Annotated in this window: 22 protein-coding genes; 12 read left to right on the top strand and 10 right to left on the bottom strand. The window is 48.8% G+C overall.

The annotated features are described in order from the left end of the window. Nucleotides 1-41: 41 nt before the first annotated feature. From L9P87_RS03115 to L9P87_RS03105, 3 genes are read left to right on the top strand one after another with little or no spacing between them, the layout of a single operon-like run. A complete protein-coding gene (locus tag L9P87_RS03115) occupies nt 42-1,535 on the top strand; it encodes a sensor domain-containing diguanylate cyclase (RefSeq protein ID WP_237443216.1) in 1,494 nt (497 codons plus the stop codon). A 36-nt stretch (nt 1,536-1,571) separates the two neighbouring features. Continuing rightward, on the top strand, nt 1,572-2,111 hold the full coding sequence (locus tag L9P87_RS03110; protein ID WP_237443215.1) for a DUF3087 family protein: 540 nt from the start codon (nt 1,572-1,574) through the stop codon (nt 2,109-2,111). A 15-nt stretch (nt 2,112-2,126) separates the two neighbouring features. Continuing rightward, complete coding sequence (locus L9P87_RS03105) at nt 2,127-2,852, top strand: UPF0149 family protein (protein WP_237443214.1); 726 nt, start codon at nt 2,127-2,129, stop codon at nt 2,850-2,852. 56 nt (nt 2,853-2,908) lie between these two features. On the opposite strand, the gene L9P87_RS03100 is transcribed toward L9P87_RS03105, so the two are convergent. Then, complete coding sequence (locus L9P87_RS03100) at nt 2,909-5,851, bottom strand: insulinase family protein (protein ID WP_237443213.1); 2,943 nt, start codon at nt 5,849-5,851, stop codon at nt 2,909-2,911. A gap of 203 nt (nt 5,852-6,054) precedes the next feature. Further along, entirely contained in the window at nt 6,055-6,675 is a 621-nt protein-coding gene (locus L9P87_RS03095) for a tRNA-uridine aminocarboxypropyltransferase (protein ID WP_237443212.1), read from the bottom strand. Between the two features lie 388 nt (nt 6,676-7,063). Here L9P87_RS03095 and L9P87_RS03090 point away from each other — a divergent pair, with 388 nt between their 5' ends. Further along, complete coding sequence (locus L9P87_RS03090) at nt 7,064-8,140, top strand: GGDEF domain-containing protein (protein WP_237443211.1); 1,077 nt, start codon at nt 7,064-7,066, stop codon at nt 8,138-8,140. An 8-nt stretch (nt 8,141-8,148) separates the two neighbouring features. On the opposite strand, the gene L9P87_RS03085 is transcribed toward L9P87_RS03090, so the two are convergent. The 3 genes from L9P87_RS03085 to L9P87_RS03075 form a co-directional block, all read right to left on the bottom strand. After that, nucleotides 8,149-8,961, bottom strand: a complete 813-nt coding sequence (locus L9P87_RS03085) for a glutaminyl-peptide cyclotransferase (RefSeq protein WP_237443210.1) — start codon at nt 8,959-8,961, stop codon at nt 8,149-8,151. After that, entirely contained in the window at nt 8,961-11,021 is a 2,061-nt protein-coding gene (gene mnmC / locus L9P87_RS03080) for a bifunctional tRNA (5-methylaminomethyl-2-thiouridine)(34)-methyltransferase MnmC2/FAD-dependent 5-carboxymethylaminomethyl-2-thiouridine(34) oxidoreductase MnmC1 (protein WP_237443209.1), read from the bottom strand. The genes L9P87_RS03085 and mnmC overlap by 1 nt, the downstream gene beginning before the upstream one ends. A gap of 137 nt (nt 11,022-11,158) precedes the next feature. Then, entirely contained in the window at nt 11,159-12,256 is a 1,098-nt protein-coding gene (locus L9P87_RS03075) for a coiled-coil domain-containing protein (RefSeq protein ID WP_237443208.1), read from the bottom strand. A 399-nt stretch (nt 12,257-12,655) separates the two neighbouring features. On the opposite strand from L9P87_RS03075, the gene L9P87_RS03070 reads away from it, so the two are divergent. Next, nucleotides 12,656-13,141 carry a hypothetical protein gene (locus tag L9P87_RS03070; RefSeq protein ID WP_237443207.1) on the top strand — a complete coding sequence of 162 codons (486 nt, stop codon included), beginning with the start codon at nt 12,656-12,658 and terminating at the stop codon, nt 13,139-13,141. A gap of 56 nt (nt 13,142-13,197) precedes the next feature. Here L9P87_RS03070 and L9P87_RS03065 read toward each other — a convergent pair whose 3' ends face one another. Then, nucleotides 13,198-13,671 carry a MaoC/PaaZ C-terminal domain-containing protein gene (locus tag L9P87_RS03065; protein WP_237443206.1) on the bottom strand — a complete coding sequence of 158 codons (474 nt, stop codon included), beginning with the start codon at nt 13,669-13,671 and terminating at the stop codon, nt 13,198-13,200. 336 nt (nt 13,672-14,007) lie between these two features. On the opposite strand from L9P87_RS03065, the gene L9P87_RS03060 reads away from it, so the two are divergent. The 6 genes from L9P87_RS03060 (at nt 14,008) to L9P87_RS03035 (ending at nt 23,019) form a co-directional block, all read left to right on the top strand. Beyond that, complete coding sequence (locus L9P87_RS03060) at nt 14,008-15,666, top strand: AMP-binding protein (RefSeq protein WP_237443205.1); 1,659 nt, start codon at nt 14,008-14,010, stop codon at nt 15,664-15,666. Nucleotides 15,667-15,811: 145 nt separating this feature from the next. Next, nucleotides 15,812-19,747 (top strand): ATP-dependent RNA helicase HrpA, encoded by a 3,936-nt coding sequence (gene hrpA, locus L9P87_RS03055; RefSeq protein WP_237443204.1) that lies wholly within the window; start codon nt 15,812-15,814, stop codon nt 19,745-19,747. Between the two features lie 136 nt (nt 19,748-19,883). Next, on the top strand, nt 19,884-20,243 hold the full coding sequence (locus L9P87_RS03050) for a hypothetical protein (RefSeq protein WP_237443203.1): 360 nt from the start codon (nt 19,884-19,886) through the stop codon (nt 20,241-20,243). Nucleotides 20,244-20,445: 202 nt separating this feature from the next. Continuing rightward, nucleotides 20,446-21,204 carry an MlaA family lipoprotein gene (locus L9P87_RS03045; protein WP_237443202.1) on the top strand — a complete coding sequence of 253 codons (759 nt, stop codon included), beginning with the start codon at nt 20,446-20,448 and terminating at the stop codon, nt 21,202-21,204. Nucleotides 21,205-21,333: 129 nt separating this feature from the next. After that, complete coding sequence (locus tag L9P87_RS03040) at nt 21,334-22,518, top strand: SpoIIE family protein phosphatase (RefSeq protein ID WP_237443201.1); 1,185 nt, start codon at nt 21,334-21,336, stop codon at nt 22,516-22,518. 3 nt (nt 22,519-22,521) lie between these two features. After that, a complete protein-coding gene (locus tag L9P87_RS03035; RefSeq protein WP_354001878.1) occupies nt 22,522-23,019 on the top strand; it encodes an STAS domain-containing protein in 498 nt (165 codons plus the stop codon). Nucleotides 23,020-23,029: 10 nt separating this feature from the next. Here L9P87_RS03035 and L9P87_RS03030 read toward each other — a convergent pair whose 3' ends face one another. Both L9P87_RS03030 and tal read right to left on the bottom strand, forming a co-directional pair. Further along, a complete protein-coding gene (locus L9P87_RS03030; protein WP_237443199.1) occupies nt 23,030-23,473 on the bottom strand; it encodes a tellurite resistance TerB family protein in 444 nt (147 codons plus the stop codon). Next, nucleotides 23,466-24,416, bottom strand: a complete 951-nt coding sequence (tal, locus tag L9P87_RS03025; RefSeq protein ID WP_237443198.1) for a transaldolase — start codon at nt 24,414-24,416, stop codon at nt 23,466-23,468. Before tal ends, L9P87_RS03030 begins: the two co-directional genes overlap by 8 nt. A gap of 168 nt (nt 24,417-24,584) precedes the next feature. Between tal and L9P87_RS03020 the strand changes: the two genes are divergently transcribed. Next, nucleotides 24,585-24,971, top strand: coding sequence for a hypothetical protein (locus L9P87_RS03020; RefSeq protein ID WP_237443197.1), 387 nt, complete (start codon nt 24,585-24,587; stop codon nt 24,969-24,971). 15 nt (nt 24,972-24,986) lie between these two features. On the opposite strand, the gene dusA is transcribed toward L9P87_RS03020, so the two are convergent. Then, nucleotides 24,987-25,994, bottom strand: a complete 1,008-nt coding sequence (gene dusA / locus L9P87_RS03015; RefSeq protein ID WP_290368492.1) for a tRNA dihydrouridine(20/20a) synthase DusA — start codon at nt 25,992-25,994, stop codon at nt 24,987-24,989. 104 nt (nt 25,995-26,098) lie between these two features. Further along, the gene (locus L9P87_RS03010) at nt 26,099-26,581 is read right to left on the bottom strand and encodes a DUF6942 family protein (RefSeq protein WP_237443196.1); all 483 of its coding nucleotides are present in this window, start codon (nt 26,579-26,581) and stop codon (nt 26,099-26,101) included. Nucleotides 26,582-26,585: the final 4 nt, after the last annotated feature.

Raw genomic sequence — 26,585 nt, 5'->3', positions numbered from 1 at the left:
GGCGCTGATCTGGCCATCAAGCAAACAATGGGGCAGGGATTATGAGGGTGACACCGGCGGTCAGAATCACCTTTGCCATATTAAGTCTTACTATTAGTCTTATTTTAATGGCTGATTTCCTCGGCATGACGCCCAATGCCGAAGACGGGATAATACAGCAGCGCCAGCACTTTACTGAAATGTTAGCAGTACAGTTAACGGTTGCGGCAGAACAGAAAAATAGCACTGCGTTTAAAAGTTTGCTGCTCACGGCTGTTAAGCGAAACCCCGAAATCATCTCGGCGGGTTTCCGTCGCAAGGGAGGGGAGCTGCTGGTTACGTTCGGTGATCACGGTGACCTTTGGCAGGGGATGGGGCAGCACAATAACAGCGAGAGTATGCAGCTGCCAATTATTGTTAATCAACGAAGTTATGGTGCGGTTGAATTATTGTTTAAGCCCTTGGGTGAGCAGGGACTGTGGGGGCTTCAAATTGGAACGTTGACGACATTATTATTGTTTGTCGCCATTATTGGTGGTTTGTTTTACTGGTTGCTAATCCGTCGTAGCCTGATGTACTTGGACCCTAATGCCGTTATTCCGGAGCGAGTTCGTGCGGCCTTGGATGTGTTGACCAACGGCGTGGTCATTATCGATTACGCTGAACGCGTAGTGCTCTGTAATCAACGCTTCAGTGAATTTGCCGATGTTAGTGTTACGGCGTTAACCGGCAAGAAAGTTTCATCTTTGCATTGGGTAGACCCTAAAACGGGGCAGGCAATAGCCAAAGATCAGCTGCCATGGAGTCAAAGTCAGGGTGAGAAAAGCGTCCATAATAAAGTGGTGTCACTGCAGACTGAAAGTGATTTATACGTTATTTTGCGCGTTAATTGTTCACAGATTGGGGATGATAGCAGCCAGCGATTAGGCAGCATGATTAGTTTTGATGATATTACTGAACTTGAGCATAAAAATAATCGGCTAAAGAATTTGGTTAATGAGCTGAGTTTTTCCAAGGAGCAGGTTGAGCAGCAAAATACTGAACTGCATTATTTGGCAAACCACGATTCACTGACCGGTTGTTTCAATCGGCGGGCTTTCTTTCAACTGTTTAACGCAGCACGAGAGCAATCGAAAAAAAAGCAAAATACCCTAGCCTGTATTATGACTGATATTGATTTCTTTAAGCGAGTCAACGATACGTATGGCCATGCGGCTGGAGACGAAGTGATTAAATTTGTGGTGTCGTCGCTTAATCACGGCATGCGTGATACCGATCAAATAGGGCGTTATGGCGGTGAGGAATTTTGTATTATGCTACCAAATACCTCCGCAGCAGAGGCTGCGGCAGTGGCTGAGCGCTGTCGACAGATTATTGATGACGGCGACTCTCAAGGGTTAAAAGTGACCTGCAGCTTTGGCGTCAGTAGTACGTATTGCGGTGCAATGACCCCGGAGGCATTAATTAATATTGCCGACCAAGCGCTTTATCGGGCTAAGAACAGTGGCCGAAATTGCGTCAAAGAGTCTGTTGCGCCAGCGCTTTCATCGCAATAGAGCAATAGCCTGTGGTCGATGTGAAATCGGGTTATAATGGTGTTTTCCTCTGTCTACAAGGCCGCTATGAAACTGCAACAGATTGATAAAGCACGATACCGCAAGCATTTAAACCGAGTTATCGCGGCGGTCATTATTACTTTAGTAGTGGTTTCGTTAGTGACCTCGACGACTTTGATTAGCTTCTTTGGTGTCGATGACGGCAGTAATTTTCGCTTTAATTTGGCCGGTGTGGTGTCCGCCGTGCTGGTCGTTCTCTTGATATTGCGGGTAGTACGCTACGAGCCTTATCTATACGAGGTGATGTATGTCTGGCAACTGAAGAAGTCAATTAACCTGATTAACCGTTACCTCCGAAAAGTAGCCAGTGCAGCAGAGCAGGGCGATGCTGATGCCATGCAGGCGTTGAACTACAGTTATATGGCTTCGCGTCAGCTTTACACCTTGGATGACAACACCATTAACATGGAAGAATTAGACGCTGCTATTACCGTCTTAAATCGACAAGCTGATGCGGCCGGCGTGGTGTTAGATGTGGAGTGTTATCACCCTGATTTATTAACGGCCTTTAAATAATAGGAGGGGCAATCGATGTCATTGATCAGGCCGTCGGAGCCGCTTGAGCGGTTAGCAAAATTTTTGAGCTCTAAGCAATGCCATGAGCACAGCATGAATATCGAGCAGCTCGATGGTTACCTGCGGGCAGTCGCCAGCGCGCCAGTGCGGCTGGGTCGCAGCTTTTACAGTGAGTTGATCTTTGCCGGTAAAACACCACGCTGTAGGGATGAGGCACAAAAGCAGCAATTGGCAGAGGATTTGGAGGCATTGTTAGATTTTCATCGTTTACAGGTGGCCGCCTCGGAGTGTGATGTTTTATTCCACTCTCGTTACACCACCGATAAAGCAAAGCGTATCGATGCCGAGCAGTGGTGCCGGGGCTTTATGCAGGGCTATATTGTGGTGGAAAAAGAGTGGGAAGAGTTACTCGATGGCTGTACTGATGAGGGCGCTGATGCCTTTGAGGCGGTGTTGGATAACGCGCTGGAGTGTATCTCGGTTGTTGCCGATGCCGGTTTCGCTGAGCAACAGGGGGTTACTGAGCAACAAATCGCTAATCAATTTATTAACCTACCGGCTCAGTTACAGTATTTGGCGACACTGGGTCAGGCCTTGTCTCGCTGGATGATGACGCATCGGCCTGAGGTTCAGCAGCGCTTTTCTGAGGAAGCCGAGCCCGCAACATCGACCAAGGTGGTGGGCCGGAATGAGAGCTGCCCCTGTGGCAGCGGTAAGAAATACAAAAAATGTTGTGGTTAAGCAAAAAAGCCTGCATCGATGCAGGCTTTTTTTTGCAAATCTAAGCGGCCAAGCGTTTAGATTTTTATCAACTCGGCGTTTTCACGCTTGATAAAGTCGGCGAGTTTCTCGGCAGTCGTTGCATTGGTGACAATCGCTACAGATTCGTTTTCAGCCATTAAATATTGCCTGGCGACTCGTTTTAAATCGTCGATTTTGACGGCCAAAATACGTTCTCTAAAGCGTTGGCGTTGATCGCTGCTGCGACCGAATAACTCATTGTGGAAGTGTGCCTTGGCTTCGCCCGCTGGCGACCCCGGTTTATCTAAGCTACCGATCACCCCTAGAATTGCCTCTTCTACCTTTTGCCACTCGTGGTCGTTATCGAGTAACCAGCTAACAGCAGCATCGAAATCGGCCAGAGTTTCCTCGGTGCGAGGGTCGCGGTATGAGAAGAAACGGAAAATAGCCTGGCTGGATTCCTGACTGGCACCAGCGCCATAAGCGCCACCTTGCTCACGTATGGCGCGGTGTAAGTGACCGTTGCGCAGAAAGCCACCTAGTACTGTCAGCGGCGCGGCATCGACATGGTCAACGGGCACCGTAGGGTAAGCCTTTGCACAAAAGTTTACCTGGCTGTTAACTGACCAAACCTGATGGCTGGTTTGGCGTGTGGCGGCCAGAGCGAAAGGCTGTTCAGCGCTGGGGTTGTCCTGTTGCCAGATGCTGGCCAGTTCGCTGCTAAGTTGACCGGCAGCATCGCCATCGGCGACTTCGAGTAACTGTCGCGGGCTGTTTTTCAGTTTCTCATGCAGCTGGTTTAGCTCGTTAGCAAAGTCGGCTAATGCCTGATTATCCTTAATAGCTTCATCTAACGCTTTTAATGACTTCAGCCCTTCGAGGCCTGAGGTTTTGTGTGATAACGAGGCAATAGGGCTGAGTTTATGTGAGGCAGCCAGCATTGCAAGGCCATGACCGTTACCGGTAATACCTTGCTCGCGTCGGCCGCGGGCCTGGGCGATAAGCTCTCTGATGCGATTATGCTCGGTAAACTTGACCTCGAAGAAGGTGTCGTACATCAACTGGGTTTGCTCGCGGTGGTTTCGCGTCAGCGCCTTGCTAGAGAGCACAAAGTAGCCGGTCACATCCTGCTCGTCATTCGCCTTGCCACGCATGCTGTTGAAGGCGCTGATGCTGCCGACAACATTCGCCTGGCGCTGTTGGCTTTCAAGGTAATCGTTGTCGCCCAGGCCTAGTTCGGTCAGACAGCGGCAGTAGTAGGGCAATAACCAGTTTTCTCGATCGGTTAATTTGGGTAGCTCAACAATCAATTGCTGGTAAACCAAGCCGTTGGTACCCACGCTGTAATTGGTGAGGTTGAGTTCACCCAGCCCTTGGTTGGTTGATTCTGGCGCCGGTGCAATAGCGGGAACATCTTCCAGCCCAACCTTGGGGAGAATGGACTCGTCGTCAACCTGCATCTGGCGCTGATTTAACGCGTCAGTTTGTTCGACAATAGCGTTTTTTTGATCATCGCTCAGCGTCAATTTTAAGGCTGCCAAGCGTTGTTTCTCGGCAGCGTTTTTGCGCTCAGAAAGCTCGGTGTCTGGTTTCATGACCAGAGTTAAGCGGTGTTGGTTATCCAGTAGTAACCGTTGGATTAAGTCGCTGACATAGTGGGGTTGGGCAGCCTTGAGGCGGAGATTTTCTAATGCTGGGTCAAGATCCAGCATAGAGATCGGGTCGCCACGGTGTGCCGCTGTTGAAATGATCTGCATGATCAACTGCAGGCCATAGGGGTAGCCATCGCCACCGATCTCACGCTGATGAAGCTCCAGTTGGTGCAATACCGCGTCAATTTGCTGTTGTTCAATACCGTTTTTCTGTACGTCTTTTAGGGTGTCGAGAATCAGTTGCTCAAAGGCTTCGCTGTTGCCGGCTTCGCCACCTTCAACACCACAGGCAAAGGTGAGTTCGTGGTTAGAGTCTTCGAGGCCGCACATCGGTGAGGGGGCTGAACCGTATTCGCTGGTTTCCAAAACTTTACGCAGTGGTGAAGCACTGTTGTCGAGTAATAGTCCGCTCAGTAATTGCCCTTCCAATAAGTCATCGAGGTTGGTATTTTGGCCCCAGAGCCAAGCCATGACGAGGTGGGTTTTATTACTGGTATCATCATCACCGTCAAGGGCATAGTAATCCTCAACCTTGATCGGCGCATTAAAGCGCTGCTCGCGGCCAACGGAAATCTGTTCATCGAGGGCGGAAAATTTATTCAGGGCAAGAGTTTCAAACTTTTCCTGATGTTCCGCCGCCTCAATGTTGCCAAAGGTCATGAAGATGGCATTAGAGGGATGGTAGTGGCTGTGATAAAAATCTTTCAGCTCTTGGTAACTTAAATCAGGAATGCAGTCTGGCTCGCCACCACTGTTAAAGTGGTAGGTAGTGTTAGGGAACAGGTATTTACTGAGAGTCTGCCATAACGTCGATGAGACGGAACTCATGGCGCCTTTCATTTCATTGAATACAACACCCTTGTACTCGAGCTCTGAATCGGTATTGCCGGCCTCACTGAATTCAACTCGGTGCCCCTCTTGGGCGAAATCAAGCTCGTCGAGGCGGGAACAGAAAACGGCGTCAAGATACACCTGCAACAGATTGTCGAAGTCTTTTTTATTTTGGCTGGCAAAGGGGTATGCAGTCCAGTCGCTGGAGGTGAACGCATTCATAAACGTATTGAGCGAGCGGCGAATCATCATAAAGAATGGGTCGCGTACGGGGTATTTCTCGCTGCCACAGAGTGCGGTGTGTTCAAGAATATGAGCCACACCGGAGGAGTCCTCTGGCACCGTTCTCAAGGCCACCAAAAAGACGTTTTCATCGAGTTCTGCATTGAGGTGGTAGTGCACAGCGCCAGTGACACGGTGCTGATAGTGTTCAATGGTGAGGTTTAGCGATTCAATACGCTGCTGGCGGATAAATTCAAAGCTGCTGTGGGCTGAGGCGTTAGTTGCACTGCTCATCAGTTTAGTATTCCCCGGTATAAGTCGGTCGTTAAGTTTAGTGGCACGGTGGCTAGTGGTGCTGAAGTCGGTGCTCGGCTGTCACCGAAAGAGTCTGTTCACCGCGTGAAAAAGCAGTGAATATGGCGTCTGCGACCTATTCTAGCAGCGATTGCCTGCCAAAGTATGAATTAGTATCAATATGGAGACGGCTCAGTAGCTTATCAAGGGTACCGGTGTTTTATCTCTGCGGGCATCGCGGCGAGTTGTTGTTCGACCATTGCCTGTTGTAGCGCTAACAGTGGCTGATATTTGTCGGGTTTTTGCTCGAGTTGACTAAGGGCGCAGGCAACCGCTTCTAAGGTCGATAGCTGGCCCGGCTTTTCCGCCTTGCGAATCTGGTAGTTAGCATGGGTGTTTGAGAGGTCTAGGGTCAGCTTTTTCAGCGTGTGTAAGGCGGGGCTGAGATAATACATCTTACGTGCTTTTTTCCAAGTACCATCGAGAAAGATCAAATGTTTGATCGTGTGGGCTTGTTGGTTGCTGTTTTGAGTATCCACTGGCGTCATGTTTTTAGGCAGCTCTACTTCAGGGAAGACCAGCAGACACTCGTCGGCATCGATGTCGGCGGCAAGATTGACCTGTTCGCCATCGATGAGTTGACAGTGCTGAAGACTGAGAGAGGTGAGTGCAGCAGTGCCAACAGCCTTCGAACGTTCGCTGGGGTGGCGATAAATAATTACATTGAGGGTATTGTTTATGGCGGTAATGTGGTGACAAAGGCAGACGCTGGCAGGGCGTTGGCAGTTGTTGCAGTGTGGCCTTTTAGGGGAGTGTTGGCTCATAGTCGATCTTGGCCCTGCAGTGGTATCGTACTGAAATGAGGGGGGAGGTATAGTCAAAATTTAGCTAAACCGCGCAATATTAACAAATATCAATCCTTGTTAATGGCAGCAATTATAAAGGCTTAAAAAAAAGTGAGCAAACGGCGGTTAGCCGGACTGTTATTAAACAGTAGATAGGCTATCTTTAAGTTAATAGTAAACGTGACGTTTAAAATATAATAAAACACTAAAACACAATGGGTTGCGGCTGTAAGAAGCCATTTTTACCACTGAGGTACGGGCTAGGAAGGCTCTACCATTATTGCCCATATTGGTATTGACTGTATGGCGGCATCGTAAAGGTGCTGACACGCGTTCAACGCCACCGACAGTTTTTAGGTAGGTAGCCATGGATGATCAGCAACAAAACCACAATCTGGCCAATAAGTTCCTCGGCGATTTGATGAGCCTCGACCGGCAATACTTGACGCTGTTTAATTACTATCACGATATAGAGATGGAGTTACTGGCCTGCCAATCCATTCATCATATTGCCCAATTATTACTTGAGGTCGTGCCGCAGCGGTTTGAACTGCTCGGAGCCAGTTTGCACCTTGTCGACAGGGAAACTGAAAATATAGAGTTGTTGATGGCTGAGGAGGAAGAGGGGAGCGTGATTGCCGGGCTCTATGTGTATCGCACTGATGAAAGCTTTAAACCGCTCTACCAAGGGGACTTTAAGGCTCAAATTATCACCGCTGATGAAGATGCTCTTTCAACAGATACTCTGCTGCTACCTCTGCTACGGGGCAAGCAGTTGATTGGCAGCTTGCAATACAGTGTCGCCCCGGGTGTGGTGACATTATCTGAGGCCAGTGAGCAGCTGCTCAATCATCTCAGCGCTGTGATTGCGGCATCGTTGGACAACTGTATTAATCAGCAGTACCTAGCTCATTTGAGTGTTATCGATGTATTAACTAAGGTAAGGAATCGGCGGGGGTTTGAAATCGATTTGTTGCGTGAGGTGGGGCGGGCCTGTCGAAGCGGTGATTGTTTGTCATGCCTCTTTATTGATATCGATTTTTTTAAGATGATTAATGACAGCTATGGTCACTGTGTTGGCGATATGGCGCTGCAACAGGTGGTCGATAGAATCCAGTCTCAGCTACGTCAAAGTGATTTGTTGGCTCGTTATGGTGGTGAGGAGTTTGCTGTGCTGCTGCCCAGTTGTGGCATGAGCGACGCCTTAGAGATTGCGGAGCGTATTCGTCAAACGGTGAGTAATCGTTTGATCGATGTGCCCGATACCATACCGTTTAAAATATCTGTCTCGGTGGGCGTTGCCACCTGTCACATTCATGAGACACAGGACAGTGGCTTTCAGCGGATGGGGCAGTGGTTGGTTCACAGTGCTGACAATGCTCTGTATCAAGCTAAATCTAACGGTCGTAATAAAGTGTGCAGCACTCGTGTACTGCAGGCCTGACGATCAGTTCAATGTTCAGTTAATTGATACAGGTAGTAATATGGCCAATGCTTGCCGGTAATATAAAGTTGGTTATTCGCCTTATCAAAGGCAATACCATTGAGTACGGCCTGTGAATGAGGTCTGAGTTTTGTGGCTAATAAGTGACTAAAGTCGATGACTTCATCAACTTGGCCGTTGCTCAGGTCAATAAGAAAAATAGAATCACTGTGCCACTGGTTTGCCCAAAGTCTGTTGTTAATCCATTCCAGTTCGTTGATCTTGCTGAGCGGCTTGTCATTGTGGCGAATGGGCAGTGTTCGTTCTGTGTTAAAGGTGGCTAAATTCCTCAGCTGAATACTGCTGCTGCCGTCACTCATGATGAAATAACGTTTGTTGTTTGTTAGCCCCCAGCCTTGTCCACTGTAGTGATAACTTTTGATCGGTTCCAATGTTTTTTTGTGATACTCAATCAACGTGTTCTCACGCCAGGTGAGTTGAAACACACTGTCGTTGATGATGGTGATTCCCTCAGCGAAGAAGTCCGCTCTAATCGAGTGGCATTGGGGCTGGGTTAAATTTTGGTTTAATATTTTGCTGCGACAGAGTGTCGATTGACCATACTGGCCGTTGCTCTCAAAAAAAACATTATTATCGACGGTTAAACCTTGCGTAAAAAAACCATGATTCTTGTTGATTCTGGCCAGAGGAGTGAGCGTCAAGTTATCGGTAACTATTACCCTGCGCCAGTCGGCCAGACTCGCTTGTGATACCAGTAATAACATACCGGCCAGCAGTGCTGGCTTGAAGAGGCGACACAGTGCTGTTGCAACGGTGGTCATCAGACTGCTTCTTTGCGGCAGATGGCCCGGACCAGAAAACGAGCCGGGTTAAGAGCGCGTGACAACTGCCAGCTAATCGGACTGGGGCTGTGGCAAATATAGCTGGCTATCAATTCGCCGCATAGCGGTGTCGAGGTCAGGCCTCTAGAGCCGTGGCCGATATTGATATAAAGATTGGGGTAGAAATTGGCACTGATCGGTAGGCGGGCTTTGGCGTTTTTAGCCAGCGGCTGTAATGTGGTCTTGCTCTGCTGATAGTCAGCCACAGGGCCAACAATCGGTAAGTAATCCGGCGTGGTGCAGCGAAACCCTGCGCGTCCTGACAGCGGTTGCTGGAAGTCGATGCCGGCACTGAAACTGGGCATTGCCTGTTGCAGTTTGGCGATGTTACTGAGGTGGTCTCTTGGGTTCAGTATCGTGCTGTCGTCATCTTGGTTGAAACTGGCGCCAATAGTATGGCTGTGGTTCAGCGAAGGGGTTAGATAGCCTTCATGGCAGACGACGCAGCTGAGTTTTTCACTATGGTTACTGCTGTTAAATTTAGTGATTTGGCCGCGAATAGGCTTTACCGGTAGTCGCTCAGTTTGTGCAAACTGCTGGATGAATTCGGCGGTGGCAATGACGACCGTGTCGGCCTGACGACTCTGTTGCCCCTGGCAGTGAAGCTGCCACTGAGACCCGGTGTGTTCTAATTGGCTTACCCGTGTCTCGGTGATTACTTTAATTCGAGGGTGTTGACTCAGGGCTAGGCAGGCAGACTTCGGGTGCAGCCATCCAGAAGCCGGGTAAAACAAACCGCCGTGTTCGCAAGTGGTACCTGCAGTTAAGCTGGCTTGATCGGCTGATTGAAACTGTACCAAATCATCTTGGTGGCTAAAGCTATCAGCAATTTTCTCAGCCTGACGCAGTTCTTTAGCGTTAAAGGCCAGCTGCAATGTGCCGCATAACTGCCCGTCACGTGGGCTTTGCAGTGAGTTTTTGGCAAACAGTTGTTTGTACTGGTTGGTTGCGTAAATGTAGCTCAACATGGCAAATTGGCTGAGTTCACCTTGGCCCGGTGAGAGGCGAGTATATAAAATGCCCTGAGGGTTGCCCGAGGCGACACTGGCGGGCTCGCTTTTGGCCTCAAGTACAGTAACGTCAATGCCGCGATTGGCGAGAGAATAAGCTGTTTGCATGCCAGCAATCCCGGCACCAATCACAGTAACCTGCTGGCCGGCTATTGGCTCGCTCTGCGGTGGCGATAAATACCAAGGGGCTCTTGCCTTCGCCGTGATGGCTGGCCAGCGGCAGTGTGCGGCATCCATCGAGGCCGTTAGCATCTCACGCTTCACACCGTAGCCCCGACGTTTCGAGACAGTAAAGCCGTGGCGGCTCAGTTGTTTTCTGACCTGGCTGGCGGCGGTAAAAGTCGCCAGTGTCGTGCCGGGCTGAGAGAGCAGGGCAATGGCTGAAAAAACGTCATCACGCCACATGTCAGGGTTTTTTGCCGGTGAAAAACCATCGAGAAACCAAGCATCGACGGCGCGACGTCGACGGCCAATGCTGGCGGCAAAGTCAGTGTCAGAAAACTGCTCAAATATTTCACTGCTGTCGCCAAAACCAAGTTGTAAATGTATCCGTCCGTTAAATAGCGGTATGCAGTGTATGCCTGGGACCAGCGGTGGATAATTGTTGATGAGTGCTTGGCTTAGCGTGGACAGTGAAGGCCAAAGGGCTAGTGCCGCCGTTAAATCGGCCTTGGATAATGGGTGTTTTTCGCTGCTGATAAAGTGCAGTTGCCAGTGTTCTGGTGCTGTTTTCAGCCAAAGTTCGGCTGCAGCCAAAAAATTGAGGCCACTGCCAAAACCCGCTTCGGCAATAACAAAGTTACCGCGTTGTTGATGTTTGAGCTGCTGCCATCGCTCTGCCAGCTGATTGCCCTCAAGAAAAGTATATTGGGATTCTTGATAACCGTTGTCGGTGGAGAAGTAAAAATCATCATACATCGTCGACACAGGGGTGCCGTCATTATCGAAACAGATGGTGGCAGGGGATATAGTGCTGGTGCTGGCTGACATAAACAGGGCTGCATAGGCGGTCGAGAGCGAATGCCAGTGTCTTCGTACACTTGGCGGCTATGTCAATTTTAGCAGTTTGATGCTGGTCGGAAAAGTCTGGCAGACACAGGCTTGGGAATAGCCCAAGCCTTGTGAGGTTATTTTACCAAGCTGCTGTTATACGCTTTAAACTCTGGCTTGGCGGCTTCGCGGTTATCCAAAATGAAATAGTAATTATCACGTTTATCTTCGCTTGGGATTTCCACTGTCCAGCTATTGCTACCGATAATTAACTTATTGGTGCCGGGTCGTACCTGAGCCTTGGCACGGTACTGATCATTACTGAGGTATTTCATGGTGTGTGAACTCTGTTTGATGAGTTCGTTGTTGCTGTAGGTTTTGATGTGAAGAATCTTGTTAATCTTCTTGCTGCGGCTATTGTCGGCTGCAACTCGCTGGTCAAGGGCTTCCAGTGCTTTGCTCGCCTCGTCTCTGTCGGTAATCAGTGTTGGAGATTGCTTAACCACATCGGGCACGACTGCCGCGACAGGGGCAGCCTCTTCAACAACAGCATCAGGGAAAGCGGGCCGTGCTTTTGGCTGTGCGACTTGCTTTGCAGTGTTTTGAGCCTTGAGTTCGGCGAGGCGTAGCTGTTCTTTTAATGCTTCAATTTCTTTTTCTGCCGCCAGTTGATCTTGCTGCACGCGTTGGAGTTCCTGTTGGCGACGAGATTTCGCTGCTTCAGAGGCTTGTAACTGATTTTTCTGATCATACTGAAGTTTTTTAATGTACTCATCGCTGATAACAATGCGGGACTTATTTTGTTCAATCTGCTTTTTGTTCGAGGCTAGAGCCACCTGCATCTCGCTTAACTGCTGCTCGGCTTGTGCGATGTTGTTATCAAGTTTTTTGTACTTTCTCTCTGCCAGATAGAATTTAAAGCTGGCATTCTTGGCCTTGCCTTCCGTCGAGCTGCTGGGGTTGTTTTTTGCTGTTTCCTCGGCCTCTTTAAGTGCTTTCTGTTGTTCTAGGTAGGAGGACTCAATGGCCGGCATCTTCTTGTTAAGCTTGGCGATATCCTGCTCGAGCTCGGTAATGTTTTGTGCGATATCACCGTTGACCGAGGAGAGTTCGGCGATTTCGTTCTGATATTGTTTGAGTTGCACCTGTTCTTGCGCGAGGGTACCGGCAAAAGAGGAAGAGGCTAAAATAAAGGCGGCGCAACTAGCAAAAGTTTTGAAGATTTTGTTAAACATATTTATTGTTTGGCCTGCTGGGTTCACTTGAACCGGAGCAGCCACGTCTCCTAGGTTAAACGTTAGCCATAACTGCTTTGATTGTTATTGGCACTATTGTGCTATTTTTTGTTGAAGATTGCATCAACAAATCGGCCTTTTTGTTGGCGCAGTAACGTCGATCTGTCGAGCCGTTGGCTGTTTGTGGTGGGATTGGCTCACAAAGCGGGCGACGGATAAACAGTGGTGTTACCCATTGGTAACAGATTCATCTAATAGATTAGGCTGGATTGCTGGCTTGTATTGAGGAGGCGGGGATGGAGGAGAGTGAAAACACTTGGTGTTGCTAGCAAGGTGTTGTATAAAACAGTCATACAGTTAACCGAATAATTTACCGATACTAATAAGAGATACCGTTGTATGAGCGACTTTGTAGAGCATTCACTGACTCCTGAAAAACTATTGGCACTGGGTAATAACCTCATTTACAAAGCATTTCTCGAGGCTTCTCGGGTTCAGGCCAAGCGCCTTTACGCTGGTTTGCTGGAAGGAAAAACGGCCTTTATCGTCACGGTTAAAATGGAAGATGGCACCGAGCTAAAGGTCGATGTGAAAATGTACCGCGAGCATTATCAAGGTAAGCTCAATTTTAGTATCTTTAAGAAACAGCTTGAGTTGTTGGTGGCGCGTATAGACCAGCGCTTGAAATCGGCAGCACCGGATCGAGTCAATATGCGCAGCGATAGCGAGGGTGCTAATCACTTGTTTAATATTCCGGCGATGATGCAAGATGGGGAAAGGTTGAATATTTTGATGTTGGGTATGTCGACACAGGCCCCCGGTAGAATTCTTTACAGCCTCAACTATTTAGATCCTAAGGCACAGGGTATTAAGCCGCAAGAATAAACCATACTGTATCATCGCCCGTTGCAACAACGGGCGATGATAAGCACTGTAAACTATTAGCCAACAGTGACCTCGGGGAGTTGCGGCGCGGTAATGACCAGCTTTTCCGTCGGCGCGATGACATTGGCCTCGCCGGTGGCAACCTTCTTACCGTGTTGGTTTACTGCCACGCACTTCAACGTTACATATTTTCTATCGTCACGCTTGGCAGTCACTTCCAAATTGACTGTAATTGTATCGCCAATCAATACCGGTGCGCGAAAACTGAGATTTTGGCCAAGATAGATGCAGCCAGGCCCCGGCAGCTCTAAGGCTAGGGCTGCCGATACCAGTGCGCCAGTAAACATACCGTGAGCAATACGCTCGCCAAACATGGTAGAGGCGGCAAATTCTGCATCGAGATGAACAGGATTCACATCGCCGGATACGGCCGCGAACAGCAGAATGTCTTTTTCGGTCACCGGTTTTGTATAGCTGGCGCTTTGACCTATGGAGATCTCGTCAAACGTTACGTTCTCTAGTGTAGTCACAAAATACCTCTATTATTGTCTATGAATAGGCGGTAGCGTATTCAGTTGTGGTTGATGAGCAGAATTGTACCGTAGCAGCCAATGTGCAAGCTACTGAATCATTGTGATTTCACTGGCTTCAGTATGGTTTGGCGGGATAATTTCTTGCTCTCATTAAGTTGCCGGTGTTAACATCCGTGCCGTAATATTTTAGCAAGCTACTGGATCAAGAGTTGTGTCATCAGCTCGATAGGTGAATTAATTGTCATTACCTTGGGGCTATAGGTATGACAATCTACCCGTGGTTGAAGTGCTATAGCACAATAATTAAAGGCCTTTAGGCCGCTAGGAGAAGTAATGGATACAGTTACCGAACAGAATCACTCAATGGCTATTGGCGAGGGTATCGACACCCAGCGTTTTAACAATTTGGTTGAGATGTTTGCCGATAGCTGTACACGGTTTGCCGGTAGTGATGCATATACTTGTCTGGGTCATACGCTTAATTTTTCTGAGATGTTCGAAAGAGCGGCTCAGTTCACCAGTTACTTGCAGAACCATACGGACTTAAAACCGGGTGATCGGGTCGCCATTATGATGCCCAACATCCTGCAATACCCCGCCGCGGTTTTTGGTATTTTACAGGCCGGCATGGTGGTGGTGAATACCAACCCTCTTTACAGTCATCGTGAAATCGTCCATCAGTTCAATGATGCGGATGTGCAAGCCGTGCTGGTATTGGCGAATATGGCTGCCGATGTTGAGGCTGTTGTAGCTGAAACGCAGGTTAAGAATGTTATCGTCACTCAGATTGCTGATTTTCATCCAGCTCTCAAGCGAACGGTGGTTAACCTTGCCGCTAAGTACATTAAAAAAATGGTGCCAGCATACAGTTTGCCAGGCCACACTACCTTTTTAGAAGCATTAAAGTTAGGTTCTAAAAAAGCCCCGGTTATTTGTCAGCCTAAGCCAACAGATACGGCAATGTTGCAATACACCGGTGGCACAACCGGTGTTGCCAAGGGGGCCATATTGTCCCATGGTAACGTCGTCGCGAATTCGTTGCAGTGCGCTGAAATGTTCCAAAGCTATGGCATCAATGAGGGCGGTGAGTCGTTGGTTCTACCTTTACCTCTTTACCATATCTATGCCTTTACCGTATCGCTGGTCATCGCCCAAACCGGTAACCATACCTTGTTAATTCCAAATCCCCGTGACCTGCCAAGTGTGGTCAAGGCGATGACCTCGCAGCCTTTCACTATGTTTTCAGGGCTCAATACACTGTTTGTGGCGCTGTGCAATGACGAGGCGTTCAAAGGGTTGGATTTTTCAGCTCTGAAGGCCACTATTTCCGGCGGCATGGCTTTGACAGGAGATGCGGCTAAGCGTTGGGAGCAGGTCACCGGTTGCCCTATCTATGAAGGCTACGGCCTGACTGAGACGGCACCTGTTTTAACGGTTAATCCCGGTGGTGAGGCCAACCAAGTGGGTACTATCGGATTGCCAGTACCAGGCACTGTGCTCAAAGTAGTCGATGATCAAGGTAATACATTACCACGTGGAGAAGCGGGCGAATTGTGTGCGAGTGGGCCACAGGTGATGCAGGGTTACTGGCAGCGTCCTGAAGCCACGGCTGAGGTCTTCGACGAAGATGGCTTCTTTACCACCGGTGATATTGCCGTCATTCAGGATGATGGTTATCTGCGTATTGTCGATCGCAAGAAAGATATGATTATCGTGTCGGGTTTCAATGTCTTTCCCAACGAGGTGGAAGATGTGTTGGCGACTCACCCTGCGGTTGTTGAGTGTGCGGTTATTGGTGTGACTGATGACAAAAGCGGCGAAGCTCCGAAGGCCTTTGTGGTGCTAAACGATGACAGTGTTGATGCCAAGGCATTAAAGCATTACTGTAAAGAAGGCTTGGCGGCTTATAAAGTGCCGAAGTATTTTGAGTTCCGTGAAGAGCTTCCCAAGTCTAATGTCGGTAAAGTCCTGCGTAAGGACCTGCGCGACTAATACCTCGCCTTGGTGTTATTGACTGGATGTCTATTGCTGGAAATCCAGTTATAATTAATAAATTAAGCCTCAAAGTGTTGGGGCTTTTTTATGTCGGCAACATTGTCGCTGTTGGCGTGTCCTTATTGATGACCGAGGTAAAAAAGTGTCTGAGCAGTTGCGTGAGCTAACGAACAAATTGGGTGAATTGATGTTGTTGGACCGCCTCTCCGTGTCCAAAAAAATAGCCAAAGTGAAATCGTTAGCTAAGCAAAATAAGCCATTCGATCGTGTATTAGGCCAGTGTCAGCAGCAAGTTGAACAGTCTTTGGCAATGGTGGAAAAACGCCGTCAACGAATACCGCTAATCAGTTACCCCGAACAACTCCCTGTCAGTCAGCTTCACGATAAAATTCAACAGGCTATTTGTACTAGTCAGGTGGTTATAGTTGCCGGTGAGACCGGCTCGGGTAAGACAACCCAGTTGCCGAAAATTTGTCTGGCAGCGGGGAGGGGACTATACGGGAAAATTGCTCACACCCAGCCGCGACGAATTGCGGCCAGAACAGTTGCCGGGCGTATTGCTGAAGAGCTGTCTGTTCCCCTTGGTGATCAGGTGGGCTATCAGGTACGTTTCTCCGATCATAGTCAGCCAGAAACGCTGATTAAGTTAATGACTGACGGTATTTTGCTGGCAGAGAGTCAGCACGATCCGATGCTACGCCAATACGATACGATTATTATCGATGAGGCTCATGAGCGCAGTCTCAATATCGATTTTCTACTCGGTTATATTAAACAGCTATTGCCTAAACGCCCCGACTTGAAAGTGGTTATTACATCGGCAACCATCGACGTCGATAGCTTCTCGCAACATTTTAACAATGCGCCAATTATTGAGGTGTGCGGCCGTACGTATCCCGTCAATGTGGAGTATTATCCGCCGGCAGATATGGCCGATGGCGATGCTAAAGACGGCGACACTGCCGCGCAAGTAGTTGAGGCGGTTTATCGTATTGAAGAACTAGAGCGCGATGGACGCGGGCACAACCGCGGTGATGTTCTGGTCTTCTTGCCCGGTGAGAGAGAGATACGCGAAGCCGCGCTGAAGTTACGCCGGGCCGATATTGCCCACGCGGAAGTATTGCCGTTATATGCCCGTTTAACCGTGGCTGAACAGGATAAGGTTTTTAACCCCGGTAAAGTCGTCGGGCGCAGAATTGTACTGGCAACCAATGTCGCGGAGACTTCTTTGACAGTGCCAGGCATACGCTATGTCATTGATAGTGGAGTGGCGCGCATTTCTCGCTACAGCTACCGCACCAAGGTTCAGCGCCTGCCGATAGAGGCAATATCACAGGCCAGCGCCAATCAGCGTAAGGGGCGATGCGGCCGTATTGCTGAAGGCACCTGCATACGGCTATACGACGAGGTGGATTTCGATGGTCGCAGCGAGTTCACCGACCCAGAAATTTTGCGGACGAATTTGGCCGCGGTTATTCTACAAATGCAGGGGCTTGGTCTGGGTGATGTCGTCAACTTTCCCTTTATTAACGCCCCGGACAGTCGCCTAATTCGTGACGGTGAAAAGTTGCTGGAAGAATTGGGTGCGCTGAAGAAAAGTGGCGCGTTATCACCCTTGGGTCGGCAATTGTTGGCCCTCCCTGTAGATCCTAAAATTGGCCGCATAGTGCTGGCGGCGGCAAGTGAGGGCAGCCTCAAAGAGGTGCTCATTATTGCCAGTGCTCTCAGTGTGCAAGACCCCCGCGAGCGACCAGCTGAAAAACGACAAGCCGCCGATGAAAAGCATCGCAGATTTCAACAGCCCGACTCTGATTTTACCACCCTGGTCAGTCTGTGGAATTACTACGAGCAGCAACGTGAAGAGCTGAGTCAGAATCAGTTGCGTAAAATGTGTAAACGGGAATATCTTTCTTACATGAAAATGCGCGAGTGGCGGGATATACACCATCAGCTCAAGATTGCGATTAAACAGCTTAAACTCACCGAAAACAAAGCGCCGGCCAGCTCGGATCAAATACATCGTGCGTTGATTGCGGGGCTGCTAGGTCAGTTGGGCTTCCGTGATGAGGGCAAAGAATACTTCGGTGCCCGCAATCGTAAATTTCATCTGTTCCCAGGTTCTGCCGCCTATAAGAAGCCGCCTAAATGGCTGGTAGCCGCTGAATTGGTAGAGACCAGCAAGCTTTTTGCCCGCACAGTCGGGGTTATTCAGCCGGAGTGGGTGCTTAAATATGCTGAGCATTTGGTGAATCGACAGCACAGTGAGCCCCATTGGGCGGTGAAGACTGGTGAGGTCATGGCCTATGAGAAAATCAGCCTTTATGGCTTGGTTGTCAGCGATAAAAAACGTGTCCGTTACTCGGATATCGACCCGGTTGTTTGTCGGGAAATTTTTATTCGCTCGGCGCTGGTTGAGGGCGCCTATCAGAAAAAAGCAGAGTTCAGACGGCATAACCTGAGGCTACTTAAAGAGATTGATACACTCGAGGCCAAGACCCGACGCCGTGACATCTTGGTTGATGAACAGGTCATTTACGATTTCTATGATCAGCGGATTCCTGCCGATATTTGCTCTGTTATCAGCTTTGAGTCGTGGCGTAAAACAATTGAGAGGGATGATCCAAAGCAGTTGTTTTTAACCCCTGACTACTTAATGCGTCACGGTGCCAGTGAGGCAGGTGAGGCGCAGTATCCAAACCGTCTGCAATGGCAGGATATATCGGTGCCGTTAAGCTATCAGTTCGAACCAGGCAGTCGTTATGATGGCGTGACAGCTCATGTTCCGGTAACACTGTTGGCAAGGTTGCCAGAATATTACTTCGAATGGCTGGTGCCGGGTATGCTGTTCGATAAATGCGTGGCTTTGGTGAAAGGTCTACCTAAGACGCATCGAAAAAACTTTGTCCCTGTCCCCGATTACGTAGGCCGAGCGTTAGCCCTGTTGCAGCGTGACGATATCTCATTGGTTGCGGCGTTAAATACGGCCTTAAGCAAGATAACTGGCAACCAAATCCCCCTTGACCAATGGCAGTCCGACAGTCTCGATGATTACTATCGAATGAACTTTAAACTGCTGGACGATAATGGCGCTGAGATTGCCGTCGGGCGAGATCTGACGGCGCTGAAACAGCAGTACCAGCAGGTTGCTCAGCAGAGCTTGGCAGAGCAGGCGGATAATCCGTTCGAGCAGGCCGATTTAACCGGTTGGGATTTTGGTGACTTGCCGGCGCAGTTTCAGTTCAAGCAAGCTGGCATGAAGATTACGGCTTATCCCGCTGTAGTCGACAGAGGAGAAAGTGTCAGTGTTAAACTGTTGGACAGTGCCGAAGAAGCTTACCTCAGCAGTCGAGAGGGTGTGGTTAAGTTGTTAATGTTGGCTTTGCCGCAGCAGATAAAATATTTGCGTAAGGAGCTGTTAAAAAGCAATAAGGCCAATTTAACACTGGTCGGTGTGGCACAAAAAGGGCCTTTTCTTGAGGCGTTGATCAAAGCCGTTTTTCGTCAAACTTTTCTCAGTAAAATAAACGATTTTGAGCAATTGCCTCACAGTCAAACTGAGTTTGACGCCTTACTTGAGCAATACCGGGCAGATTTAGTCGATAATGGCTATCGTTACGAGCGTCTAATTGAACAGGTGCTTTCACTCAATCAGCAGGTCAGCAGTAAACTTAAGTCATTGAATTCGCTGGCTTGGGCTTATTGTGCCACCGATGTGAAGCGGCAGCTATCAACGCTGTTTTACCCTCAGTTTATCGATACTGTCGATTATCAGCGCCTGCACCATTACCCGCGGTATCTAAAGGGAATATTGGAACGTTTAGAGCGACTAGGCGGCGGAGAGCAGCGTGATCGTGCCGGGGTATTGAAGGTGGAGGAGTTTCTACTACCATTGGATAAAAAACTCGAGGGGGATTTTTCACTGTTGGATGAGGGGCATGACTTGAATGCGTTTCGCTGGTTGCTTGAGGAATATCGTGTCTCACTGTTTGCTCAGCAGCTGGGTACTTCGGTGCCGGTGTCAGACAAGCGGCTGAAGAAAGCGTGGCAGTTGGCGACGACAAAAGCAGTGAAAACATAAATTATTTTCAATCTTTATGGCTGTTTAAAGAAACTATCATATTATTTGTTTGTCATATAGATTAGAGCTAACCTTGGTGTCAGGGTTGGAACAGTTAAAAAACAAAACAAAATTAGACGGATACTAGGAGTACAACATGATTAAATTGACTCAATTTCTATTGGCAATCGTTGCTACAGCTATGTTTTCTACAGCGGCGATGGCAGAAACGACGACCAACCCCTTTATGATTGACCAGGTGGCCACCGGTCTCGATCATGCTGACTATGGTAAAGAAGACGGTAAGTGTGGCGAAGGTAAATGTGGCGGCGACATGAAAAAAGGCGACGCTAAGTGCGGCGGCGACATGAAGGAAGGTAAGTGTGGCGGTGATAAGAAGGAAGGCGCCGGCAAGTGTGGCGGCGATATGAAAGAAGGTAAATGTGGCGGCGATATGAAGAAAGGCGGCGACAAGAAAGACGGTAAATGTGGTGAAGGCAAGTGCGGCGGTAGCTAGTGAGTTGCGCTAAAGCTGAATAAACAAAGGCCTGCTGTTCAGCAGGCTTTTTTTATGGGCGCCAGAAAAATTTATTAGACCCTATTTTTAAGGGATAGAATAGCGCGTCAACGCCAGCTATAATTATTGTTCATACAATAAAAAATCAACGACGCTAGCCGCTTAACAGATCGCGTTGATATTGAAGTTAAAGAGTCAGGGAATGATTGCTATACCAAAAAAACTATTACTGCTTTGGCTGCTCTTGTCGACGCTAACAACAGTGCACGCTAATAGCGCGATTGATGCCAACCCAGCAGACCCTTGGGAGGGGATGAATCGAGCCATTTTTACCTTTAATGATATCGGTGACCGCTATTTTCTGCGCCCGATTGCCAGTGGTTATCATTTTTTGCTGCCAGACCCAGTCGAACGCGGAGTCAGCAACATGTTTAGTAATACCTATGAGGTGGTGACCATCGTCAATGATTTGCTGCAGCTGAAGTTTGTCGAACTCGGTCATGACAGCAGCCGCTTAGTGATTAATACCACGATTGGTATTGTCGGGGTGTTTGATGTTGCCAGTCGCTTAGGTTTTCAGCGGCGCCAGGAAGATTTTGGTCAGACCATGGCGTATTATGGCATGCCTTCGGGACCTTATTTGGTGTTGCCTTTTTGGGGCAGTACCACGGTCAGAGATGGCATTGGTTTGATACCTGATGCCTATGCGGCGCCGATTATAGGCTCCATCAACCATGTGCCCACCCGTAATGTCGTCTATGCAACTAATATTGTCAGTCGTCGCGCTGGCGTGTTGGATGTTGAGAAATTAATCAGCGGCGACCGTTATAGCTTTATTCGCGACGCCTATTTGCAACGTCGAGAATGGTTGATCAATGATGGCCAGGTGGTTGATAATTTCGGCGAGGAAGATTTTGATGATTTCGATGACGACTTCGACATATTAGAGGAGGACAGCTAGGCTTATTGTGTCGTCGATGAAGCTGGTTGCTCTTTATTTAATTCGGCGTAATATTAAGCAATTACAGTAGGTGAGTGTTATTTTAAACACCCTATGTGGCGGCTTATTAGGCCTTTTAAAGAGACGATTATGTCGGACGACAGCTGTACGACGATTTTGACCATCGATGACGATGATGGTGTGCGACAAAGCCTGGCGGCCTACCTTGCCGATAGTGGCTTTGACGTCATTGAGGCAGAAGATGGTGAACAGGGGCTTGCTCTGTTTCAACAGCATAATCCTGATATTGTTCTCAGTGATCTTCGCATGCCAGGTATCGACGGTTTAACGGTACTGAAAACAATCATGGAAGCGGTACCCAGTCAGCCAGTGATTATAATCTCCGGTGCTGGCGGTATGAATGATGCCGTCGAGGCTCTGCGACTTGGCGCCTGTGATTACTTTATCAAGCCGATTGTTGACCTTGAAATACTCGAACACTCCATCGTTAGAAACTTAGAGCAGAGTCGTCTTCGCCAGCAGAACATCGAGTACCGTCATCAGTTAGAACAAAAGAATAACCAGTTACAGATTAACCTGCAGTTGCTGGAGCAAGATTTACAGGCCGGCAGAATGATTCAGCAGAAGCTGTTGCCCAAATCACCCTGCCAATACGGCGACTATAATCTCAGCCATCAGATTATCCCGTCACTTTATCTCAGCGGTGATTTTGTCGATTACCTGCTGATTGATGATCGCTGGATCACCTTTTTGATTGCTGATATTTCTGGCCATGGTGCTTCTTCGGCCTTTATAACTGCGTTATTAAAGAACTTTTTTGCCCGGCAATTCAGCCATTTTCAACGCGGTGTTCCCAGTGGCATCTTAGAACCTACGATATTCTTGGATAAGGTAAACCGTTCTTTGCTGCAGTCTGGATTTGATAAACATATGACGATGTTTTTCGGCGTTATCGACATGGAAAACAACAGTTTACGTTATTCTATTGCCGGTCACCTGCCGCTGCCTGTGATTGTATCAGAGGCCAACAAGCCACGGTTTATCGAGGGTAAGGGAATGCCGGTGGGGCTGTTTGAGCAGGCTGATTTCGTCGAGCAAACCATTTCTCTGCCGCCATCGTTCACGCTGAGCTTGTTCTCCGACGGAATTTTAGAGATACTGCCGCCGAAAAATTTAACCGATAAAGAACAATACTTGTTGCAGTTGTTTACTAATAGACCAGAATCAATGCAGCAATTGAGTCGAGCTTTTAAGCTGGATGAGGTTAAAGATGCGCCGGATGATATTGCAGTATTAATGATTTCCAAGAGGTAGCTTATGGCAGCGGGAAAGATTTTGGTGGCCAAACACCAGGGTGCGTACATGATCAAATTGACCGGGGACGTGCGTGTCACCTGGTGTGCTGCCTTTGATGAATACCTTCAGGCAATGCTTGCCGACTCTGCCTTTGAGAGCATTTTGGTCGATTTGTCGGCTGCCGAGGGCATCGATAGCACGACCTTGGGTATGCTGGCCAAGTTATCAATCAAAGCGCAGCAAGAATTCGACTACCTACCCACTATTTACTCTCCCGATGCCAGTATTACCCGTCTATTGGAGAGTATGAGCTTTGATAAGGTATTTAAAATCCTCTCGCAGATTGACGAGGTAACGATGGCCGAAACAGGGCTGACGTTATGCGATTGCAGCGAAGCTGATATGCGAGAAAAAGTCATCGAGGCGCACCGTGTATTAATGGGGCTCAGCGACGAAAACCGGGTTAAATTTGAGCAATTGGTTTCGACGCTGGAAGCGAGTATTCACAGCGAGCACTAAACTCAGGTGACTATTGGCGGTAGGACTGCTCGGCTTCTAATTTAGTTTGAATAAACGCAGAGTGCGGTACGTAAATCAATTCTGAAACCTTGCGAATCAACGAATCCTCATATTTATCCAGCTCACCGTCGGCGTAGGCAACCAGCCACATCTTATAAATGAACTGACGCCGTTGTTCGGCACTATAATGCTCGGTGATCAACTTGGTAAAGCTATAGAGATCGGCACTGTCACTGCGACGTTGCTTAGCGATGACAGTGATGTCCTCAATGGCCTCATGGCTCAAGCCGAACAACGCCTCCATCGCCTGTTGGCTGACAGCAATCTCGGCTTCAGTCACCGTATTATCTGCCATCGAGAGCTCTAGCAGCAGTGCACAGGCTGCTAGCTCGAGGCTGTCTTGCTGTTGTTCTTGCTCAACAGGGCTGAAGAGGTCGGCGAGTCGTTTAAACATCGAGGGTTAACAGCCATGCTTCCAGTTTATCTTGGTCGGCAGCAAAGTTACGAATACCTTCGGAGAGTTTTTCGGTGGCCATTGGATCCTGGTTCATTGCCCAGCGGAAGCTGGCTTGATCGAAATTGACTCGGGCCTCGCTGTTGACCTTGTTGGCATCGAGTTGTTGCTGCAGAGTGCCGTTGTCGGCCTCAAGAGCTTGTAGAAGTGCTGGGCTGATGGTGAGCTTGTCGCAGCCAGCCAGCTGTTCGATCTCGCCGATATTGCGGAAACTAGCACCCATGACCACCGTATTGTAGCCCTGGCTCTTGTAGTAATGATAGATGCGGCTGACAGAAACGACGCCAGGGTCTTGCTCGGCGGTGTATTCTTTTTGTTCGCTATTAGCCTTGAACCAGTCGAGAATGCGACCGACAAACGGAGAGATTAAAAACACCCCGGCTTCAGCACAGGCAACAGCCTGAGCGAAGTTAAATAGCAGAGTCAGGTTACAATTTATGCCTTCTTTCTCTAATTCTTCCGCGGCTTTAATGCCTTCCCAAGTCGATGCAATCTTAATCAGTACGCGGCTTTTATCGATGCCTCGCTGCTGATACATGTCGATGAGCTGATGTGCTTTGGCGACCGTCTCTGCAGTGTTGAACGACAGCCTGGCATCAACCTCTGTCGAGATGCGGCCGGGAATAGTCTTCAGGATTTCGGCGCCTATCGCCACGGCAAGATAATCGACACAGAGGCTGATGTTATTGTTTGATGACTGCTGTTTCGACCAGGTTAATGCCTCGTCGACGAGCTTGCGATAATGGGGCAGTGCCGCCGCTTTTAGCAGTAGCGATGGGTTGGTGGTGGCATCGAGGGGGGTGAATTTCTCGATTGCTTCTACATCACCGGTGTCGGCAACCACACTGGTCATGGATTTCAGTTGTACTAATTTATTTGTCATTTGAACCACGTGAAATATTGAGGGTTAAATACTGTGGCTATCATGCTACCTGATGGTGTTCATTGCCGCTATAGCGTGAGATGAATAAATGATGATGATTTCGGCACTGTATTTGCCTGAGAATTAGTTGATAATAGCGCACGTCAATTCTTCAAAATCGTAGTAATAATGAAAACAAGTAGTGTATTGGTCGTGCTGGTAATGTTAACGCTGGTGAGCGGCTGTGATAGTTTCAGGCAAGGCCATTCGAATGCAGTGAATAAGCTCTATGTCGATTTATCGATGCTCGATAACCATGGTTTATATGGGCCAGCTGATGGTTTGCGCAGTCTCAGTTATGAGTTCTGTATCCCCCGTGACAGGGAAAATTTGCAGCAGGTGCAGATGATTGATGTCAAAGCTCAGGTATACGGCCGTTCACCTGGGCGTATAGGTTGCAGTCAAGATCAGTGGCTTATGGTCAGCGACACCCAGCGCCCGGACTACCGTCAGGTGCTGGAAGCGCTCAATGAACAAGACTATATCGATAAAATAGTGCCAGTGTGGTTTGAGTAGGGATCACGTCAGGGGTTATTCGACAGCGCTCAGCGCCTGTTCTAATACGTCAATGCCGGCGTTTGGCTTGTGTGCATTCTCGCTGATATAACGGCGGAATATCTTGGCGCCACGCATCCCTTGAAAAATGCCCAGCAGGTGGCGGGTAATGTGGTTGAGTCGCACATTGTCGGTGGCTAATTGCTGTTCAATGTAAGGGTAGAGCTGTCGAATGGCGGTAATCGGGTCGATAATATCACCCTGGCCGCCATAAATTTCGCTGTCGACAAAACGTAGCATCGATGGATTGTGGTAAGCCTCGCGTCCGACCATTACGCCATCGACATGCTGTAGGTGTTGCCTGCTTTCTTGCAAGCTATTAATGCCGCCGTTAATAATGATCTCTAGGTCGGGCATGTCGCGTTTAAGCTGGTAGACCATGTCATAATTCAGTGGTGGAATTTCCCTGTTTTGCTTCGGGCTTAAGCCCTGTAGCCAGGCCTTTCTTGCATGCACAATGAAAGTCTTGCAGCCGGTGTCTGCAATGGGTTGTATAAAGTCTACCAGTTCCTGGTAGGACTCCATATCGTCTATGCCGATACGGTGTTTGACGGTAATATCGATGTCAGCAGCATCTTGCATGGCTTTAATGCCGTCGGCAACCAGCGCCGGCTTGGCCATTAAGCAGGCGCCAAACATACCGTTTTGCACGCGGTCTGAGGGGCAACCACAATTTAGGTTGACCTCATCGTAGCCCCAGTCGGCAGCTAATTTAGTGCAGTGCGCTAAATCGTCACGATTGCTGCCGCCCAGTTGCAGCGCCACCGGGTGTTCAATGGCGTTAAAACCAAGAAAGCGCTCGGCCCCGCCCTTGCCATGAATAATGGCGCCGGTGGTAATCATCTCGGTGTATAGCACCGCCTGTTGCGTTAGTTGACGATGGAACACACGGCAGTGTTTGTCGGTCCAGTCGAGCATTGGAGCGACACAGAAACGTCGGTCAATATCGCGTCGAGCAGGGATTGAAATAAGATCTTCGAGCATAAATTTATCGCTGGCCTGTGCGCATGGGCTGAGTGTCACTTGACGAATCTACCGGCTGGGCGCTGAGCCGGGACGGTGTTCGGCGGCGATTGTACCACAGCTTATTACAGTGACTCTATCAGCCGACAAAGGGTGTCAATTTTATGATTGCTTAACTGTCGATAATCGAAGTAGGGCGTGACGATTAAATCGCGCTGGCGGTGGAGGGCGAAATCGTTATCAAGCCAGTCTAGTTGGCTGGACTCTACCATCGACAGGCCATGGTGTTTGCCGGCAATAATGTCCAGCCCTAGGCTGGGGTTTAAATGAGGTGAGAAAATCATGCGCTGATGGCTGTTCGCCTGCAACAATTCATTATCACGCAGTTGTTGCCAGCTAGTATGATTGCTGCTGTTTAGCTGGAAGAGGAGTTTGGCGAAGACGTTAAAGACTTTACGCCAGTGATTGCCTGTCTCGTTGGCAATATGGGCTATTTCGCCGGGTAATAGGGGGGAAATCGATGTTAGCTGTTGGTAGGGTGACAGTGGTGGTGTATTACCGATGTATACAGTGAAGCTCGCCTTGCTATTGCCTATGCCTGATATCACGATG

This window comes from Sinobacterium norvegicum (assembly GCF_923077115.1).
GTDB lineage: Bacteria > Pseudomonadota > Gammaproteobacteria > Pseudomonadales > Sinobacteriaceae > Sinobacterium > Sinobacterium norvegicum.
Note: the sequence above shows the minus strand (reverse complement) of the source record. Positions and strands in the feature narration are given on the sequence as shown.

What these genes read in the sequence shown, in the direction of transcription:
- L9P87_RS03115 (WP_237443216.1), top strand. Translation starts at nt 42, where the DNA reads ATGAGGGTGACACCGGCGGTCAGAATCACCTTTGCCATATTAAGTCTT.
- L9P87_RS03110 (WP_237443215.1), top strand. Translation starts at nt 1,572, where the DNA reads ATGGTGTTTTCCTCTGTCTACAAGGCCGCTATGAAACTGCAACAGATT.
- L9P87_RS03105 (WP_237443214.1), top strand. Translation starts at nt 2,127, where the DNA reads ATGTCATTGATCAGGCCGTCGGAGCCGCTTGAGCGGTTAGCAAAATTT.
- L9P87_RS03100 (WP_237443213.1), bottom strand. Translation starts at nt 5,851, where the DNA reads ATGAGCAGTGCAACTAACGCCTCAGCCCACAGCAGCTTTGAATTTATC.
- L9P87_RS03095 (WP_237443212.1), bottom strand. Translation starts at nt 6,675, where the DNA reads ATGAGCCAACACTCCCCTAAAAGGCCACACTGCAACAACTGCCAACGC.
- L9P87_RS03090 (WP_237443211.1), top strand. Translation starts at nt 7,064, where the DNA reads ATGGATGATCAGCAACAAAACCACAATCTGGCCAATAAGTTCCTCGGC.
- L9P87_RS03085 (WP_237443210.1), bottom strand. Translation starts at nt 8,961, where the DNA reads ATGACCACCGTTGCAACAGCACTGTGTCGCCTCTTCAAGCCAGCACTG.
- mnmC (WP_237443209.1), bottom strand. Translation starts at nt 11,021, where the DNA reads ATGTCAGCCAGCACCAGCACTATATCCCCTGCCACCATCTGTTTCGAT.
- L9P87_RS03075 (WP_237443208.1), bottom strand. Translation starts at nt 12,256, where the DNA reads ATGTTTAACAAAATCTTCAAAACTTTTGCTAGTTGCGCCGCCTTTATT.
- L9P87_RS03070 (WP_237443207.1), top strand. Translation starts at nt 12,656, where the DNA reads ATGAGCGACTTTGTAGAGCATTCACTGACTCCTGAAAAACTATTGGCA.
- L9P87_RS03060 (WP_237443205.1), top strand. Translation starts at nt 14,008, where the DNA reads ATGGATACAGTTACCGAACAGAATCACTCAATGGCTATTGGCGAGGGT.
- L9P87_RS03050 (WP_237443203.1), top strand. Translation starts at nt 19,884, where the DNA reads ATGATTAAATTGACTCAATTTCTATTGGCAATCGTTGCTACAGCTATG.
- L9P87_RS03045 (WP_237443202.1), top strand. Translation starts at nt 20,446, where the DNA reads ATGATTGCTATACCAAAAAAACTATTACTGCTTTGGCTGCTCTTGTCG.
- L9P87_RS03040 (WP_237443201.1), top strand. Translation starts at nt 21,334, where the DNA reads ATGTCGGACGACAGCTGTACGACGATTTTGACCATCGATGACGATGAT.
- L9P87_RS03035 (WP_354001878.1), top strand. Translation starts at nt 22,522, where the DNA reads ATGGCAGCGGGAAAGATTTTGGTGGCCAAACACCAGGGTGCGTACATG.
- L9P87_RS03030 (WP_237443199.1), bottom strand. Translation starts at nt 23,473, where the DNA reads ATGTTTAAACGACTCGCCGACCTCTTCAGCCCTGTTGAGCAAGAACAA.
- tal (WP_237443198.1), bottom strand. Translation starts at nt 24,416, where the DNA reads ATGACAAATAAATTAGTACAACTGAAATCCATGACCAGTGTGGTTGCC.
- L9P87_RS03020 (WP_237443197.1), top strand. Translation starts at nt 24,585, where the DNA reads ATGAAAACAAGTAGTGTATTGGTCGTGCTGGTAATGTTAACGCTGGTG.
- dusA (WP_290368492.1), bottom strand. Translation starts at nt 25,994, where the DNA reads ATGCTCGAAGATCTTATTTCAATCCCTGCTCGACGCGATATTGACCGA.